The sequence below is a fragment of the Rhodococcus sp. BP-241 genome (assembly GCF_019836145.1).
In the GTDB taxonomy this organism is placed as follows: domain Bacteria; phylum Actinomycetota; class Actinomycetes; order Mycobacteriales; family Mycobacteriaceae; genus Rhodococcoides.
In genome coordinates this window covers 1-16,741 of sequence record NZ_JABUEI010000014.1, presented here as the reverse complement: position 1 = coordinate 16,741, position 16,741 = coordinate 1, and the positions used below count along the sequence as shown (strand labels likewise).

Below are 16,741 nucleotides of genomic sequence, written 5' to 3'. Positions count from 1 at the left end.
CCGGGACGATTCGGGAACGATGCGGACACGACTCGACCGAAAGCTGGATTGAAATCCGAACTTTCGGGGTAGACACGGGTGTCCGTTGTGTTCCGGGTGACGATCCACCCGGCCGCCGGACGTCGTGGCACCACCACAGTCGCGTCTCTCCTGTTGCCGAGCGAAGGATCTGCACCTGATGGATGCTCTGTGGGACTTCATCGTCGGCCGCCGAAGGCAGCTCGCGATCGATTCCTATCTTCACGTCTCCGCCGTCGTCCAGTGTGTCGTCATCGCGACCATCCTGGGTGTCGCCATCGGAGTTCTCGTCTACCGCAGTCCCGCCGGCTCCGCCGTCGCCACCGCTCTCGCGAGCACGGTGCTCACCATCCCGTCGTTCGCGCTGCTGGGACTGCTGATTCCCATTCTCGGTCTCGGCGTCAAGCCGACCGTCACCGCGCTGGTGCTGTACTCGTTGCTGCCGATCATCCGGAACACTGTGGTCGGACTCGACGCGGTGAATCCGGCGGTCAGCGATGCGGCACGCGGTATCGGCATGAGCCGAGCCACCGTGTTGCGTCGCATCGAGATTCCTCTCGCGTGGCCGTCGATTCTCACGGGGATGCGCGTCAGCACCCAGATGGCGATGGGCATTCTCGCCATCGCCGCGTACGCCAAGGGCCCCGGCCTCGGCAATCTCCTGTTCTCCGGCCTCGCCCGCGTCGGCAGCCCCACCGCAGTTCCCCAGGCCCTCACCGGCACCGTCCTGATCGTCATCCTGGCGCTGATCCTCGACGGGATCTACGTCCTGATCGGCAAACTCACCACCTCGAGGGGTATCCGTGACTGACACGACTCGCACCACCACCGGAGCAGAGATCGTCCTCGAGGACGTGACGAAGTCCTACCCCAACCAGAAGGCCGCCGCGGTCGACCACGTGTCGCTCACCATTCCCGCGGGTGAGGTCGTCGTGTTGGTGGGACCGTCGGGCTGCGGCAAGACGACGACGATGCGGATGATCAACCGCCTCATCGAGCCCACGTCCGGCCGGATCACGATCGGCGGCAAGGACGCGCTGTCCATCGATCCGAACGAGCTGCGACGCACCATCGGCTACTCGATCCAGCAGGCCGGCCTGTTCCCGCACATGACGATCGCGCAGAACGTCGGCATGGTCCCCGGGCTCATCGGGTGGAACAAGAAGAAGATCTCCGACCGCACCGACGAGATGCTCGATCTGGTCGGACTCGATCCGGGCCAGTACCGCGAGCGCTACCCGCGCCAGCTCTCCGGTGGGCAGCAGCAGCGCGTGGGTGTGGCCCGCGCTCTGGCGGCCGACCCCCCGGTGCTGTTGATGGACGAGCCGTTCGGTGCCGTCGACCCCATCACCCGCGGCCTCCTGCAGGACGAGCTGATGCGCCTGCAGGCCGAGCTGGGCAAGACGATCGTCTTCGTGACACACGACTTCGACGAGGCCGTCAAGCTGGGCGACCGGATCGCCGTCCTGGGCAACCAGTCCCGCATCCTGCAGTACGACACCCCCGAGGCCGTGCTGGCCAATCCCGCCGACGAGACGGTGGCCGGCTTCGTCGGCGCCGGTGCGGCTCTCAAGCAGCTCACCCTCATGCGTGTGCGCGACATCGAGCTCAGCGATGTTCCCGCCTTCGGTGAGGACGAGCCAGTCGAGACGATGAACCGGGCGCTCGGCACCGATCCGGAGGCGTGGGGTCTCATCCTCGACTCCCGGAAGCGGCCCATCCGGTGGACCGACCGTCGTCACCTCGCCGGCGTGGGCAGCCTCCGCGACGTCGGTGTGCCGATCGGTGAGCTCGTGTCGATCCAGTCCACGCTGCAGGACGCGCTCGAGGCCTTGCTCGCCGAGGGCAACGCGACGGCGACCGTGACGGGCAAGCGCGGCGAGTACGTCGGCACCGTCACCATCGAGGCACTGATCGACACCATCAAGACCATCCGTTCGCAGCACGCGCACGACCACGACGACGTGGTCGACGCGGGCGCGGCGTCCGTCTCGGGCGCGTCGTCGTGACGGCGTCGGTCGAGGCGTCCGTCGTCGACGATCCCGCCGACGCAGAGGGCGATGCGAAGTCCGCGGCCAGGGCAGCGCGGCGAGCCGAACGGATCCGTCTGGTCGTCCAGCCCGCACTGGTTCTCGTCCTCGTGGTGGTCACGCTGGTCTACGCCCTCACGCGTGATCTCACGGCGACGCAGGCGGCGACGATCAACGTCGCCACGATCTCCCAGCGCGTTCTCGAGCACGTCCTGATCACGTTCGTCGTGACGGCACTCGTCGTGCTGATCGCGGTGCCCCTCGGAATCATCCTCACTCGCAACGGCTATCGACGACTCGCTCCCGTCTTCATCGGTATCGCGAACATCGGTCAAGCAGCGCCTGCCGTCGGCCTGCTCGTCCTGTTGTTCCTCGCGACCGGCAGCACCGGGTTCTGGGTCGGTGTCCTGCCCATCGCGTTCTACTCGCTGCTCCCGGTGCTGCGGAACACCATGCTGGGGTTCCAGCAGGTGGACGCCAGTTACATCGATGCCGCACGCGGACAGGGCATGTCGGGCTCCGGCATCCTGTGGCGCATCGAGTTCCCACTCGCGGTGCCGTACATCCTCGCCGGCCTGCGCACCTCTCTCGTGCTGGCGGTCGGTACCGCCACGCTGAGCTTCCTCGTCGGCGCCGGCGGCCTCGGCGTGCTCATCGACACCGGGTACAAGCTCAATCAGCCGCTCATCCTCGTCGTGGGCGCCGTGCTCGCGGTGGCGTTGGCGTTGCTCGTCGACTGGTTGGGCGCTCTCGCCGAGGCCTTCCTCGGACCGAAAGGACTGCGCTGATGCGCCGTACCCTGATCGCACTGTGCGCGGTCTCCACCCTCGCCCTCACCAGCTGCGGGCTGCAGTCCGGCAGCGCGGTGCCCCTGGCCGTCGAACCCGGAAGCATCACGGCGCAGCCGGGTCTCGAAGGTGCCGAGCTCACCGTCGGTTCCAAGGACTTCACCGAGCAGATCATCCTCGGCTACATCCTGGAGTTCGCGCTCGAGGCGGCGGGGGCGAACGTCCGCGACCTGACCAACATCTCGGGATCCAACAGCACGCGGCAGGCCATGATCAGCGGCCAGGTCGACGTCACCTACGAGTACACCGGCACCGGCTGGATCAACTACCTCGGCAACGAGACTCCCATTCCCGACGCGACAGAGCAGTACGACGCGGTGCGCGACGCGGACAAGGCGAACGGCATCGTCTGGGTCAACCCGGCGCCGATGGACAACACGTACGCACTCGCGATGAACCAGCAGACGGCGCAGGAGACCGGCGTGAAGACGCTGTCCGACTACGCCGCCCTGGTGCAGCGTGATCCCGCCGCCGCGGCGGTGTGCGTGGAGACCGAGTTCAACTCCCGCCAGGACGGTTTCCCCGGCATGGCGGCGGCGTACGGCTTCGACGCGAACGCGGTGAACCGCCAGATCCTGCAGACGGGCATCATCTACCAGGCGACGGCGGACGGCTCGCAGTGCAAGTTCGGCGAGGTGTTCACCACCGACGGCCGCATCAAGGGCCTCGACCTGGTGGTCGTCGAGGACGACAAGCTGTTCTTCCCGCGCTACAACGCGACGGTGAACCTGCGTCAGGAGATCGCCGACCGCTACCCGGAGATCGCGGAGATCACCGCGCCGGTGTCCGCGGCGCTCACCATCGACGCCATCACCGAGCTGAACAAGCAGGTCGACGTCGACGGCCGGGAACCCGCCGAGGTGGCGCGTGACTGGATGGTGCAGCAGGGTTTCGTCACCGCCGGGGCCGACTGACACCGAGGTACACATACTGCACAGAAGACGACCCCGCCCGGCACAGTCGGCCGAGCGGGGTCGTTCTCTGTGCAGAACCGGTACGGGTCAGGAACCGAACGCGCGTTCCACCACGGCCTTGGCCCGACGGGTGACGCGCAGGTAGTTGTCGAGGAACTCCCCCGCGTCGCCACTGGGCCAGCCGGCCACCTGCGCGACGGCCGACAGCACCTTGCCGGGAGCCGGTAACTGATCGGTCGGCTTGCCGCGCACCAGGACCAGCGCGTTACGGGCCTTCGTGGCCGTGAGCCACGCCTGGCGCAGGAGGTCGACGTCGCCCGGGCTCATGAGCTCCGCGGCGCCGATCGCGTCGAGGCACTCCAGGGTCGACGTGTTGTGCAGCGCCGGAATGCGGTGGGCGTGACGCAGTTGCAGCAACTGCACGGTCCACTCGACGTCGGCCAGTCCCCCGCGCCCCAGCTTGGTGTGCGTCTTCGGGTCGGCTCCCTTGGGCAGTCGCTCCGCGTCGACCCGGGCCTTGATGCGCCGGATCTCGCGGACGGCGTCCTCGGAGACTCCGCCCTCGGGGTACCGGATGCGGTCGGCCATGAGCAGGAACCGGATTCCCAGGTCCTGATCGCCGGCGACCTGGTGGGCGCGGAGCAGGGCCTGCACCTCCCACGGCTGCGCCCACTGCGAGTAGTACGCGTCGTAGGCCGAGAGTGTGCGCACGACAGGCCCGTTGCGCCCCTCGGGACGCAGTCCGGTGTCCACCTCCAGCGGCGGGTCCTGGCTCGGCGAACCCAGGAGCTTGCGGACACGATCGGCGATGGCGTTGGCCCACTTGACGGCGTCGCTGTCGTCGGCGCCCTCGGCCGGCTCGCACACGAACAACACGTCGGCGTCGGACCCGTAGCCCAATTCACCACCACCGAGTCGACCCATGCCGATGATGGCGATCGACGCGGGAGCGGTGCCGCCGCGCTCGGCGACGGACGCACGGACCGCCGCGTCCAGGGCGGCGTTGATGACCGCTGCCCACACCGAGGACAGCGCCCGGCACACCTCGGGGACCTCGAGCAGTCCGAGGATGTCCGCCGAGGCGACCCGCGCCAGTTCGTAGCGACGCAGGGACCGCGCCGCCGCGACCGCGCGTACCGGATCGTCGTAGCGCGCAGAGGACTTCAGGATGGCGCCGTACGTCTCGATGGGATCGACGTCGAGCAGTTTGGGGCCGGTCGATCCGTCGGCGAAGAGCCGGATGACCTCCGGCGCGTTGACCAACACACCGCGCAGGTACTCCGACGACCCGAGCACCTGCATCAGGCGCTGCGCCACCGGGCCCTCGTCGCGGACCAGCCGCAGGAACCAGGACTGCTCGGCGACCTCCTCCGACAGCCGTCGGTAGGCCAGCAGGCCCGCGTCGGGATCCGGTGTGTCGCCCAGCCATTCGAGCAGCGTCGGCAGCAGCAGCGACTGGATGCGACCCTTGCGCGCACCCATGCCGACGAGTGCGCTCAGGTGTCCGAGCGCGTTCTGTGGAGCCGAGTAGCCGAGCGCCGAGAGCTGCCGGATCGCGGAATCCGAACTGAGGCGCAGCGAGTCGCTGTCCAGCCGGGCCACCGATTCGAGCAGAGGGCGATAGAACAGCCGAGCGTGCAACCGCCGGATCCGCTGCGCGTTGCGACGGATCTCCTGGCGCAGAACGCCGGTCGCGTCGTGGTTGCCGTCGGGACGCATGTGGGCGGCGCGGGCGAGCCAGCGCATCGCCTCGTCGTCGTCGTCCGGCGGCAGGAGGTGCGTGCGCTGCAGCTTCTGCAGCTGCAGCCGGTGCTCGATGAGGCGGAGGAACTCGTAGGACGCGGTGAGGTTGGCCGCGTCGTCACGCCCGATGTAGCCGCCGGTGGCGAGAGCGGACAGCGCGGCGACGGTACCGCGTTCGTGGAGGGAGTCGTCGGCTCGTCCGTGCACGAGTTGCAGCAGCTGGACGGCGAACTCGACGTCACGCAGGCTGCCGCGCCCCAGCTTGATCTCGCGCTCGCGCAGCTCGGCCGGCACCATCTCCTCGACGCGGCGGCGCATCGCCTGCACCTCGGGGACGAAGTCCTCGCGCTCACTGGCCACCCACACCATCGGCGTCACCGCGTCGACGTAGGCCTGGCCCAGCTCGGCGTCACCGGTCATGGCGCGCGCCTTGAGCAACGCCTGGAACTCCCAGGTCTTCGCCCACCGCTGGTAGTACGCCAGGTGCGAGTCGAGAGTGCGGACCAGTTCGCCCTGCTTGCCCTCGGGACGCAGTGCGGCGTCGACCTCGAAGAAGGCGGACGAGCCGATGCGCATCATCTCGCCGGCCATGCGGGTGGCGAGGGAGTTGGAGGGTTCGGCGACGAAGACGACATCCACGTCGCTCACGTAGTTCAGTTCCTGCGCACCGCACTTGCCCATCGCGATGACCGCGAGTCGGACCGAGCAGGGCCCGTCGGGGAACGTGACGGTGACGGCCACCGACAGTGCCGCGGTGAGCGCCGCGTCCGCCAGATCGGACAGCTGACGACCGACCACCTCGTAGGGCACGACGGGCTCGTTCTCCACGGTCGCCGCGAGATCGGCGGCGGCCAGGATCATGAGGTGGTCGCGGTACGCCGTGCGCAGCGCGATGATGGCCTTGGGTCCGGTCAGCTCGGCCCGGAACACCTGACCGAGGGCGTCGTCGCCCGTCTCCGCGACGGCACCGACGCTCGCGAGCATCGAGTCGCGCAGCTCGTCGGCCGTGGGCAACGACTCCGTGCAGGTGGTGAGCAGGCGCCACTTCTCCGGCTCGGACACCAGGTGGTCACCGAGAGCGCTGGACGATCCGGCGAGAGCGAACATGCGGCCGCGCAGACTCTTGTCGGTGCGCAGGCGGGCGTCGAGGTCGGACCAGTTGTCACCGAGATCCTCGGCGAGGCGCGCGAGGGTGCGCAGCGCGAGATCGGCGTCGGGCGAGCGCGACAGGGACCACAGCAGCTCGGTGCTGTCCTCGTCGGTCCAGCCCAGGAGCGACAGGTTCGCCGGGGCCGACGCCTCGACGAGACCGAGCCGTCCGGGGCTGGGCACGGTGGAACGGGAACTGGGCGGAATCACGGGCGAGCCTCCACCACGGTGTACGAGTCGACCGCCGGGTCGGCGTCAGCGAACGTCGGGTGGACGAACCGCGGGTCGACGAATCTCGGGACGGTGGTGCATTCCGACATGTTCATGGCGTGTCGACGTTACTCGACAGCCCCGTCCACTCGACAATCGCGCAGTCGCGCCGGCCCTACAGACCCAGGTAGGTCTTGAGCTCGAACGGCGTCACGTGCGAACGGTACGACTCCCACTCACGACGCTTGTTGCGCAGGAAGTAGTCGAAGACGTGCTCGCCGAGCGCCTCGGCCACCAGCTCGGAGCCCTCCATGGCGGCGAGCGCCTCGTTGAGGCTGCTGGGCAGCTCCCGGTAGCCCATGGCGCGGCGTTCGGCGGAGGTCAACGACCACACGTCCTCCTCGGCCTCGGGCGGCAGCGTGTACCCCTTCTCCACACCGCGCAGTCCGGCCGCGAGCAGCACGGCGAAGGTGAGGTACGGGTTGCACGCCGAGTCGGGGCTGCGGATCTCGACGCGGCGAGACGACGCCTTGTTCGGCGTGTACATCGGAACGCGTACCAGCGCAGAGCGATTCGACGGACCCCAGGACGCCGCCGTGGGGGCCTCGCCGCCGTGGATCAGACGCTTGTAGGAGTTGACCCACTGGTTGGTGACCGCGCTGATCTCGTTGGCGTGCTCGAGGATGCCCGCGATGAAGGCCTTGCCGGTCTCGGACAACTGCATGGGGTCGTCCGGGTTGTGGAAGGCGTTGGTCTCGCCCTCGAACAGACTCATGTGCGTGTGCATGGCCGAGCCGGCCTGATCGCTGAACGGCTTGGGCATGAACGTCGCACGCACGCCCTCGTCGATCGCGACCTCCTTGACGAGGTAGCGGAAGGTCATCACGTTGTCGGCCATGGACAGGGCGTCGGCGTAGCGCAGGTCGATCTCCTGCTGACCGGGCGCGGCCTCGTGGTGGCTGAACTCCACCGAGATGCCCATGGACTCGAGGGCGTCGATGGCGTGACGCCGGAAGTTCGGCGCCTCGTCGTGGACGGCCTGGTCGAAGTAGCCGCCGTTGTCCGCGGGGACGGGGGGCCGACCGTCGTCGGGCAGTTCCTTGCACAGGAAGAACTCGATCTCGGGATGCACGTAGCAGCTGAATCCGAGGTCTGCGGCCTTGGAGAGCTGGCGACGCAGCACGTGCCGGGAATCGGCCCAGGACGGCGACCCGTCGGGCATCGCGATGTCGCAGAACATGCGGGCGGAGTGCTGCTCGCCCTTGCTGGTGGTCCAGGGCAGGATCTGGAACGTCGTGGGGTCGGGCTTGGCCACGGTGTCGGCCTCGGAGACTCGCGAGAAGCCCTCGATCGCCGAGCCGTCGAAGCCGATGCCCTCCTCGAACGCGCCCTCGAGTTCGGCCGGAGCGATGGCCACGGACTTGAGGTAGCCGAGCACGTCCGTGAACCACAGACGGACGAACCGGATGTCGCGCTCCTCCAGAGTGCGAAGCACGAATTCCTTTTGGCGATCCATGACCGTCAGGCTAGGCACGTTGCATTAAATCCGTGTTACATCGTGAAACCGGTCGCACTTTCTGGACCTCACAGCGCGGTGGCGACGACTGTGAGGTCACGGCTCAGCAGCGCAGACCTGCTGGTGGAGGCATCAGGTCGACGAGGTAGGCGGACACGGCGTCGTCGATGCAGGCGATCCCGGCGAACGAGGCGGTGTGCTGATTTCCCTCGTAGGTGATCAGCGACGAGCCCAGCTGCGCGGCCAGAGCGACCCCGGCCTCGTACGGGGTGGCGGGATCGTCGGTGGTCGAGACCACCACGGTCGGTGCGAGTCCCGGTATCGAGACCGGCCCCGGGTCGGCTGCCGAGGGGACCGGCCAGAAGGCGCACGGCTCGAGCGGCGCGGTGCCGTTGCCCCGGCCGTCGTCCAGGAACGGCGCGGCGGCGCGGAACCGGGCGTCGAGCGCGCCCTCCTCCGCCCGGTCGGTCACCCGCGGATCGTCGACGCACCGCACGGCGGTGAACGCGTCGTTGGTGTTGCTGTACGTGCCGTCGCTCAGGCGCCCGTTGTAGAGATCGGCGAGCGAGAGCAGGATGTCGCCCTGACCGTTCTCCAGCTGAGTCAGTCCGCGCCGCAACGGTCCCCACAGTTCGGTGCTGTAGAGCGCCTGCTGCACTCCGGTCACGGCGTCGTCGTAGCTCAGCGAGCGGGCACCCTCCGGCCCGGTGAGCTCGGTGCTCGCGGGCCGGTCCACCAACGGATCGACCAGGGCCCGGAAGGAACGCACGGCTCCCGCCGAGTCGGTACCGAGTGGACAGTCGGACCGCCCCGCGCAGTCGGCCGCGAAGGCGTCGAACACCGACTGGAAGCCTGCGCCCTGGGCGACCACCTCGTCGGCCGCGTTCGCAGCGGGGTCGAGAGCGCCGTCGAGCACCATCGCGCGAACGTTCTCGGGGAAGAGTTCGGCGTAGGTGTAGCCCAGCCGCGTCCCGTACGAAAATCCGAGATACGTCAGCTGATCGTCGCCGAGCACCGACCGGACGACGTCCATGTCCCGCGCGACGTCGGCCGACGTGAGGTGTTCGAGCAACACCGGATCGTTGCGCTCGGCGCACCGCGCGGCGTAGTCCTGATTCTCCTTCTCGGTCTCGGCGATGCCGGCGGGCGAGGTGTCCACGTCGTTGTCCGCACGCTCGGCGTCGAACTCCCGCGGAGTGTCGCAGCGCACCGCCGGCACCGACGCACCGATGCCCCGAGGGTCGAATCCGATGACGTCGAAGGACGATTCGACGGCGGTACCCCGCGCCACGGTCGCGGTGGAGAGGCCCGATGCGCCGGGTCCGCCCGGATTGACGAGCATCGAGCCCACCTTCTCCCCCGTCGCCGCCGACCGGGACAGCGCCAGCGAGGCGGTGGGCCCGGCGGGATCGTCGTAGTCGATCGGCACGGTCACCCGGCCGCACTGCAGGCTCGGGTCCAGCTCGGACCCGTCGGTCACGAATCCCTCGCACGATCCCCACGTGACACGCTGCGCCCGAAAGGCGTCCAGCGTCGACGGTTGATCGGCACGCGTCTCCGTCGTCGTGACGGGCACGGACCCACCCTCGTCGTCGGTGGGAGTGCCGCCGACATCGGAGCCGCACGCCGCGGCCAGCACTGCGAGAACCGAGAGGGAGACGGCGAGACGGACGGACGCGCGACGTGAGGACACCTCTCGATGGTGGCACGGCGTCGTGTGTGACCAAGCGCACTCGTGCCGCGGAACCCGGCGGTGGCAGACTGAACCCGTCATCACCTCTACCCGGGGACCCGCCGAGCGGGCCTCGAGGACGAAAGGGACGCTCGATGTCTGCTGCTGAGACCCCGCTGTACGGATCCGCACCCACGGGCCGCAAGACCCGCACCCACCACCTGCAGGCGATGAAGGCCTCCGGCGACCGCTGGAGCATGCTCACCGCCTACGACTACTCGAGCGCGCGCATCTTCGAGGAGGCCGGCATCCCCGTCCTGCTCGTGGGCGACTCGGCCGCCAATGTCGTCTACGGCTACGACACCACGGTGCACATCGACATCGCGGAGCTCATCCCCCTGGTCCGCGGCGTGGTCCGCGGCGCCCCCAATGCACTCGTGGTCGCCGACCTGCCGTTCGGCACCTACGAGATCTCTCCGCAGCAGGCCGTCGAGACCGCTGTCCGCTTCATGCGCGAGGGCCAGGCCAACGCGGTCAAGCTCGAGGGCGGCGAGCGTGTCGCCCCGCAGATCGCCGCCATCACCGCCGCCGGTATCCCCGTGATGGCGCACATCGGCTTCACCCCGCAGAGCGTCAACGGCCTCGGTGGTTTTCGCGTGCAGGGCCGCGGCGACGCGTCCGAGCAGCTCGTGGCCGACGCCATCGCCGTCCAGGAGGCTCGCGCCTTCGCCGTCGTCATGGAGATGGTGCCCGCCGATCTCGCCGGCCAGGTGACGCGCAAGCTGACGATCCCCACCGTCGGCATCGGTGCCGGTCCGGAGTGCGACGCCCAGGTTCTCGTCTGGCAGGACATGGCCGGTTTCACCAGCGGTCGCACCGCCAAGTTCGTCAAGCGTTTCGGCGACGTCGGCGACCAGCTGCGCGCCGCGGCGTCGAACTACGCCGCCGAGGTGCGGTCGGGGGCCTTCCCCGCGCAGGAGCACAGCTTCTAGGACTGCGACCCCTGGCGAGCGACGCGGGCGAGCCGGTCGGGGAAGCACCCGGGTGGCACACTCGGGGCCATGATGATGCGACATGGACTCGCCGCGGCGGGTGTTCTGGCAGCAGCGACCGTGACCCTGACGTCGTGCGCAGGCGGGACGGACACCACCACTGCGTCGACGACGACGGCCGCTCCCACGACGACCACGTCGGCGGCTGCGGCCACCCCGACGGTGTCCGAGGATCAGGCTCAGTCGCTGTGCACCGACCTCGAGGCACAGCTGTCGAACTGGCGCGTGCAGGGCCCGACCGTGGGCCGCGGCGGCCTGAACATCCTGGTGCAGACGTGGGCGGCACGCTACGGACTGAACGCCGCGGTGATCCAGAACCGCGGGATCGTCGACACGGCCGCGACCGACGCGTGCTCGGACGTCCGGAGCCAGGTCGTCGACATCCTCGAGATTCCCGATCTCGCGTCGGGCCTCGTGGGGCTGTGACGATGACGGCGCGCCGGTCCCTCTACCCCGAACTCGACCCGCACGACTCGGGGATGCTCGACGTCGGCGACGGGCAGCACCTCCACTTCGAGGTCAGCGGCAACCCCGACGGCACTCCGGTGGTGTTCGTGCACGGCGGACCGGGCGGCGGCACGGGTCCCGATCAGCGTCGCTACTTCGATCCCGAGGCCTACCGGATCGTGCTGTTCGACCAGCGCGGGTGCGGTCGGTCCACGCCGCACGTCGCCGACGGCGCCGATCTCTCCGTCAACACCACCGGACACTCCATCGCCGACATGGAGGTCCTGCGTGAGCATCTCGGCATCGACACGTGGTCGGTGTTCGGCGGGTCGTGGGGATCGACGTTGTCGCTCGCGTACGCCCAGGCGCACCCGCACCGCGTCACGTCACTGGTGCTGCGCGGCATCTTCCTGCTGCGTGAGTCGGAGATCGACTGGTACTACCGCGGCGGCGCAGGACACCTCTTCCCAGAACTGTGGGAGAAGTTTCTCGCCCCGATCCCGGCGGCGGAGCGCGACGGCGACCCCGTGGAGATCTACCACCGACTCCTTCACTCGTCCGACCCGGAGACCGCGCTGAACGCGGCGGTCGCGTGGTCCACGTGGGAGGGCGCCACCAGCACCCTGCTCCCGAAACCGGAACGCGTGGAGCAGAACTCCGAGGCACGGTTCGCACTCGCGTTCTCGCGCATCGAGAATCACTACTTCGTGCACCAGGGGTTCCTGGAACAGAATCAGTTGCTGGCGAACATGGACTCCATCGCCCACATCCCCGGTGTCATCGTGCAGGGCCGTTACGACGTGGTGTGCCCGGCCACGAGCGCCTGGGATCTGCATCGATCCTGGCCGTCGTCGACACTCCACATCGTCGACGACGCCGGGCACTCCGCCGCGGAACCGGGAATCATCCATCACCTCGTCGAAGCGACGGACTCCTTCCGCCGCTGACGAACCGGCCGTTCACCTGCAGGTGGTAAAGATGTCACCATGAGTTCAGGTGGTGCGGATGCGCACACGGAGATCGAGGCCAAGTTCGACGTCGGCATGGACACGCCGGTTCCCGAGCTCACGGGGGCGAAGTCGATCGTGTCCGCGTCCGCGCCGGAGCTGACACACCCGGTCTCCACGTACTTCGACACCCCGGATCTCGACCTGGCGCGTCGACGCATCACGGTGCGTCGACGGACCGGAAGCTCCGACGCGGGATGGCACATCAAGATGCCCGTCTCGTCCGACGAGCGTCTCGAGCTGCGGAGCCCGCTGTCCGCGGGCGGCAACACCGCTCGCGTGCCGGCCGAGGTCGCCGATCGTGTGACGGCGCACGTGCGAGGCAAACCGCTCGTGCCCGTCGCGAGCATCGAGACCCGCCGCATCGTCACCGTAGTGGCCACGAAGCGGCACCAGACCGCCGCGGAGCTGTGCGACGACACCGTCACCGCCCGGAACCTGTTGGACGACACCACTGTTCGCTGGCGTGAATGGGAGGTGGAGCTGATCGACGGTGACCGCCGCACCCTGGAGAAGGTGAGCACCTACCTGCTCTCCCACGGCGCCGACCCCGGTTCCTCACCGTCGAAGCTCGCACGGGCGCTCGGATCCCGCCTGGCGGATCTCCGGACCGGCGATGCCACGCCCGACGGCACCGCCGGGTCCGCGCTGCTCGCCGCCCTGGCCACCGACGTGTCCGCTCTCCTCGCGGCGGATCCGCGTGTGCGGGAGAACGACGACGACGCGGTGCACGCCATGCGCGTCGCCACGCGGCGACTGCGCAGCGTGCTGCGGTCCTACCGCGACCTGCTCGACCGACCGTCCGTCGACGCGGTCCGTGGCGAACTGTCCTGGCTCGCCGACATTCTCGGCACCGCTCGCGACGCCGAGGTGCTGGCGGCCCGCTACGACGCGTCGCTCTCGGCGCTGCCGTCCGACGCTGTGCGCGGTCCCGTGGTCGAGACCCTCGTCGGCACCCAGCGACGGTTGTACACGCTCGCGCACGAGGAGATCGTGCGGGAGTTGAGCGGCGAGCGCTACTTCGCCCTGCTCGACGCACTCGATGCACTCCTGGCAGCACCCACCGTCGGTCCGTCGGACGGCCGCGCGGACAAGGTCTTCCGGAAGGTGCTTCGCGGCCAGTACCGCACGATCGCCCGAGCCGAGGCTCACGCGGCCGCGCTCACCGGCGACGAGCGTGCCGAGGCTCTGCACGACGTGCGCAAGAACGCCAAGAAGCTGCGCTACGCGGCCGAGGCAGCGGCGGGCGCACTCTCGGACGGAGCAGTACGCACGACGGCCGCCGACGTCGCGAAGGCAGCGAAGAAGGTGCAGTCCGTCCTCGGCGACGTCCAGGACAGTGCGGTGTCGCGCGCCACGATCCTGACCGAAGCCGCCTCCGCGGCCGAGCGAGGCGAGGACACCTTCACCTTCGGTGTCCTGTACGCGAACGAGGGACACGACAGCGCGGACGCGCTGGAGCCGCTCCCCCGCGCGTGGACGAAGCTGCGGCGCCGCGCAGCCTCGCTCGGCTGACAACCTGAGCGGCCTACCCGACCACCGACGACCGGCCTCCGGCCTACCCGACGACCGGCCTCCGGCCTACCCGACCGAGAACTCCACTCGCCGGGTCGCGACGTCCACCGGCCCCACCCGCACGGTGACGGTCGTGCCCTCGGCCGGGTCTCCCGAACACCGGCCGACGACGGTGTACTCGGGAACGAAGACCTCGGCGGGCCGCTTGTCGGTTCGTCCGCGCAGCACGACGGCCGAGACGGTGTCGCCGACGCGGTCCGCCAGCACCCTGGCCTCGACGAGGTCGATACACGCACGGTCCACCTTCGACGCCAGCGAATCGCTGCGCCGCATCGCGTCGGGCAGCTCTGCGAACTCGGCGAGCACCCAGTCGGGGACAGCGGTTCCGGCACAGTGAGCGAGACACACCTCGGTGGCGTACCTGTCGACGCGCCGACGTAACGGCGCGGTGACGTGGGCGTACGGGCCACCGATCCCGGAATGGTCCGGCTCCTCGGGTGTCTCACCGTCGAAGGCGACGTACGCGGCGCCGCGCAACAGCGTGGTCGCCTCGGTCATCACGGCGAGAGTCGTGGGAGCCGCCGGGTCCAGGCCGGCAAGAACCTGGCCGGGCGAGGCACCGGTCGGCCACTGCAGGCCCAGTGCCCGCACCACCGCCCGCAGTGCCTCGACGTCCGACGCGCCCGGCGGCGGGAGAGTGCGCAGGATGCCGACCTTCGCCTCGAGCATGATCGCGGCGGCGCACATTCCGGTGAGCAGGGACATCTCGGCGTTCCACGCGTCGGCCTCGGTGCGCGGCGCGATCTCGAGGCGCCATCCGCCGCGGTCGGAACCGTCGGCGACGACCTCCTGTTCGGGCAGCGCGAGCTCGATGGCTCCGCGCTCGACCGCGAGGGCCCGCCGCGCCCGACCGAGATCCTGCAGCGCCGTCAGCGACGGATGCACGGTGCCGGAGTCGACAGCCGACTGCACCTCGGCGTAGGTGAACCGTTGCCGTGAGCGCACCGTCGCCGGCTCGACGTGCCAGGACGTCGCCGTCCCCGCGGGGTCGGTGTCGATGGTCCACAGCGCGGCCGGCCGTACCCGGTCCGGCAGGAGGGACGACGAATCCTCGGACATCTGCCGAGGGTGCAGCGGCACGCTGTCGTCCGGGAGGTAGAGCGTCTGTCCACGGCGGCGCACCTCCTCGTCCAGCACGCTTCCCGGCGTGACGACCGCACCGACGTCGGCGATGGCGTAGTACAGGCGGAAACCCGCGTCGGTGCGGTGGACGACGAGAGCCTGGTCCAGATCCATCGACCCGGGCGGGTCGATGGTCACGAACTCCAGGTCGGTCGCGTCGCGCCGCGTCGGACGAGAGTCCGCCACCGGGACCGCGTCGGGCGGGTACCCGGTCGGCAGGTCGAACTCGGCGCGCACAGCCGAGAAGTCGACACCGTCGACCCGAGGCGCAACGGCCCGCCTCGATACCGACGCGGTCACGAGCGCGCCGATGCGGTCACGAAGACCAGGTGTCGTCGGCGTCGTCCGCGGCCTTGTTACGCTCCGCGGCGATCTCGAGGGCGCGCTCGGCGGTGGCCCTGTCGGGGTAGGGGCCCATGCGGTCCATCGCACCGGCCTCCTTGCCCTGCACGACAGCCTTGTCGCTGATACGGAAGTACCACTGATCGTCGTCGTCACTCATGATCGACAGTGTGCCCCAGATCCGCCCCGACGGAACAGACTTCGCGTTCTGCGGCCTCGTGATTCACGGTCGGCGACGCGCCGACCGCACACACCGCGGGACCAGCGGCCGCGTTACACTTCTCGCATGTCCGGGTACACACGCCGGACCGGAGCCGGACCACGCACCCGATAGGAGTACGACATGTCGACCCTTCTCTTCGATCAACTGTTGCCGCTGATGGGCCATGACGCCGCGACGTACTGGGCCACCCTGCTGGTGGTCGACCCCATCTGATCCACTCTGCTCACGAACGGCTCCGCCCTCATCGAGGACGGGGCCTTTCGTCGTTCAGGAGGACTCGATACGTGGCGGCGGGCCGACGCTTCCCGTAGTTTCCTACCGCCGGCCCGCCGAGACTCACTGTAGAGGACATCGAACGTATGTTCTAGTCCGCCCTCCGACGTAGCGGTCCGTGCTGGTCGTGTGCGCGGACGAGTCGGCGTGTAAGCCGGATCCTGTCCCCGGGACGAATCCCGGGTGGCGACCATCCATCTGGGCACACCGTCGCCGGGTACCTCGAGCGATCAACCCGCAGGCTCGGGCGAGCAGCCCTCGAACACCTGCGCAGACGCACCACCGCGAACGGCGGTGCGACCTTCGATCTTGCTCCGGGCGGGGTTTACCGAGCCACCCCGGTCACCCGGGGTGCTGGTGCGCTCTTACCGCACCGTTTCACCCTGACCGACCGATCCGAGGACCGGTCGGCGGTCTCTTCTCTGTGGCACTGTCCCGCGAGTCGCCTCGGGTTGCTGTTGGCAACCGCCCTGCTCTGTGGAGTCCGGACTTTCCTCGGCTCGAAGCTTGACGACGCCGGTCGTCAGTTCTCCGTGCCGCGGCCGCCCGGCCAACTCGTCCGCCCCGTCATGGTAGCCGCTCCGCCACCCCCGTCCCACC

At 69.2% G+C, this 16,741-nt stretch carries 13 protein-coding genes and 1 other RNA gene; 8 read left to right on the top strand and 6 right to left on the bottom strand.

The features are described 5' to 3' along the window. Positions 1 to 178: 178 nt before the first annotated feature. Genes HQ308_RS20670 through HQ308_RS20655 form a run of 4 tightly spaced genes read left to right on the top strand, consistent with a single transcriptional unit; the run spans position 179 to position 3,810 of the window. A complete protein-coding gene (locus HQ308_RS20670; protein WP_027505793.1) occupies positions 179 to 829 on the top strand; it encodes an ABC transporter permease in 651 nt (216 codons plus the stop codon). Next, positions 822 to 2,027, top strand: a complete 1,206-nt coding sequence (locus tag HQ308_RS20665) for an ABC transporter ATP-binding protein (RefSeq protein ID WP_056445669.1) — start codon at positions 822 to 824, stop codon at positions 2,025 to 2,027. The genes HQ308_RS20670 and HQ308_RS20665 overlap by 8 nt, the downstream gene beginning before the upstream one ends. Next, entirely contained in the window at positions 2,024 to 2,836 is an 813-nt protein-coding gene (locus HQ308_RS20660) for an ABC transporter permease (protein ID WP_027505792.1), read from the top strand. Before HQ308_RS20665 ends, HQ308_RS20660 begins: the two co-directional genes overlap by 4 nt. Then, complete coding sequence (locus tag HQ308_RS20655) at positions 2,836 to 3,810, top strand: glycine betaine ABC transporter substrate-binding protein (protein WP_027505791.1); 975 nt, start codon at positions 2,836 to 2,838, stop codon at positions 3,808 to 3,810. Before HQ308_RS20660 ends, HQ308_RS20655 begins: the two co-directional genes overlap by 1 nt. An 87-nt stretch (positions 3,811 to 3,897) precedes the next feature. Here the strand turns inward: HQ308_RS20655 and HQ308_RS20650 are convergent, their stop codons facing one another. The 3 genes from HQ308_RS20650 to HQ308_RS20640 all read right to left on the bottom strand — a co-directional run bounded on the left by HQ308_RS20650 (position 3,898) and on the right by HQ308_RS20640 (position 10,121). Then, entirely contained in the window at positions 3,898 to 6,912 is a 3,015-nt protein-coding gene (locus HQ308_RS20650; protein WP_222647728.1) for a bifunctional [glutamine synthetase] adenylyltransferase/[glutamine synthetase]-adenylyl-L-tyrosine phosphorylase, read from the bottom strand. Between the two features lie 175 nt (positions 6,913 to 7,087). Further along, positions 7,088 to 8,428, bottom strand: coding sequence for a type I glutamate--ammonia ligase (glnA, locus tag HQ308_RS20645; protein ID WP_027505789.1), 1,341 nt, complete (start codon positions 8,426 to 8,428; stop codon positions 7,088 to 7,090). Between the two features lie 103 nt (positions 8,429 to 8,531). Further along, positions 8,532 to 10,121: an alpha/beta hydrolase gene (locus HQ308_RS20640; protein WP_308115846.1), complete on the bottom strand. Its 1,590-nt coding sequence runs from the start codon at positions 10,119 to 10,121 to the stop codon at positions 8,532 to 8,534. Between the two features lie 134 nt (positions 10,122 to 10,255). Here HQ308_RS20640 and panB point away from each other — a divergent pair, with 134 nt between their 5' ends. The 4 genes from panB (at position 10,256) to HQ308_RS20620 (ending at position 14,121) form a co-directional block, all read left to right on the top strand. Beyond that, positions 10,256 to 11,092, top strand: coding sequence for a 3-methyl-2-oxobutanoate hydroxymethyltransferase (gene panB, locus HQ308_RS20635; protein ID WP_222647725.1), 837 nt, complete (start codon positions 10,256 to 10,258; stop codon positions 11,090 to 11,092). A 69-nt stretch (positions 11,093 to 11,161) separates the two neighbouring features. After that, positions 11,162 to 11,578, top strand: coding sequence for a hypothetical protein (locus HQ308_RS20630; protein ID WP_308115845.1), 417 nt, complete (start codon positions 11,162 to 11,164; stop codon positions 11,576 to 11,578). Positions 11,579 to 11,580: 2 nt separating this feature from the next. Further along, positions 11,581 to 12,546 (top strand): prolyl aminopeptidase, encoded by a 966-nt coding sequence (gene pip / locus HQ308_RS20625; protein ID WP_027505785.1) that lies wholly within the window; start codon positions 11,581 to 11,583, stop codon positions 12,544 to 12,546. 39 nt (positions 12,547 to 12,585) lie between these two features. Further along, a complete protein-coding gene (locus HQ308_RS20620; RefSeq protein ID WP_222647723.1) occupies positions 12,586 to 14,121 on the top strand; it encodes a CYTH and CHAD domain-containing protein in 1,536 nt (511 codons plus the stop codon). A 66-nt stretch (positions 14,122 to 14,187) separates the two neighbouring features. On the opposite strand, the gene HQ308_RS20615 is transcribed toward HQ308_RS20620, so the two are convergent. The 3 genes from HQ308_RS20615 to rnpB all read right to left on the bottom strand — a co-directional run bounded on the left by HQ308_RS20615 (position 14,188) and on the right by rnpB (position 16,699). Further along, positions 14,188 to 15,603, bottom strand: a complete 1,416-nt coding sequence (locus HQ308_RS20615) for an RNB domain-containing ribonuclease (protein WP_222647722.1) — start codon at positions 15,601 to 15,603, stop codon at positions 14,188 to 14,190. A gap of 16 nt (positions 15,604 to 15,619) precedes the next feature. Further along, positions 15,620 to 15,805 carry a hypothetical protein gene (locus tag HQ308_RS20610; RefSeq protein WP_037185713.1) on the bottom strand — a complete coding sequence of 62 codons (186 nt, stop codon included), beginning with the start codon at positions 15,803 to 15,805 and terminating at the stop codon, positions 15,620 to 15,622. A gap of 470 nt (positions 15,806 to 16,275) precedes the next feature. Beyond that, positions 16,276 to 16,699: RNase P RNA component class A (gene rnpB / locus HQ308_RS20605), an RNA gene on the bottom strand. Between the last annotated feature and the right edge of the window lie 42 nt (positions 16,700 to 16,741).